The organism is Variovorax sp. Soil_C_12, from assembly GCF_057657375.1.
The window spans coordinates 1-241 of record NZ_JBDGIO010000060.1 but is presented as its reverse complement, the minus strand read 5'-3'; the positions used below and the strand labels follow the sequence as shown (position 1 = coordinate 241).

At 65.6% G+C, this 241-nt stretch carries 1 protein-coding gene; it reads left to right on the top strand.

From position 1 onward, the window contains the following. Window positions 1-35: 35 nt before the first annotated feature. On the top strand, window positions 36-241 hold a 206-nt coding region (locus AC3A6X_RS36460; RefSeq protein ID WP_487846728.1), incomplete at its 3' end, for a VCBS domain-containing protein.

The following is a 241-nucleotide window of genomic DNA, read 5'->3' as shown; positions in this document are numbered from 1 at the left end:
TGTCCTCCGATGGGACAGCGAGCCAGGTGGTCACCGTGACCATCATCGGAACCAACGACGTGCCGGTGATCGGCGGCGTGGCCAGCGGTGCGGTGAGCGAGGATGCTTCGACGCCGAACCTGAGCACCAGCGGCGCGCTGACGATTGCGGATGTGGATGCAGGCCAGTCGAACTTCGCGCCCCAGATCGCCGCCACCGGTAGCAACGGCTACGGCAGCTTCAACTTGCTGGCCGATGGCAA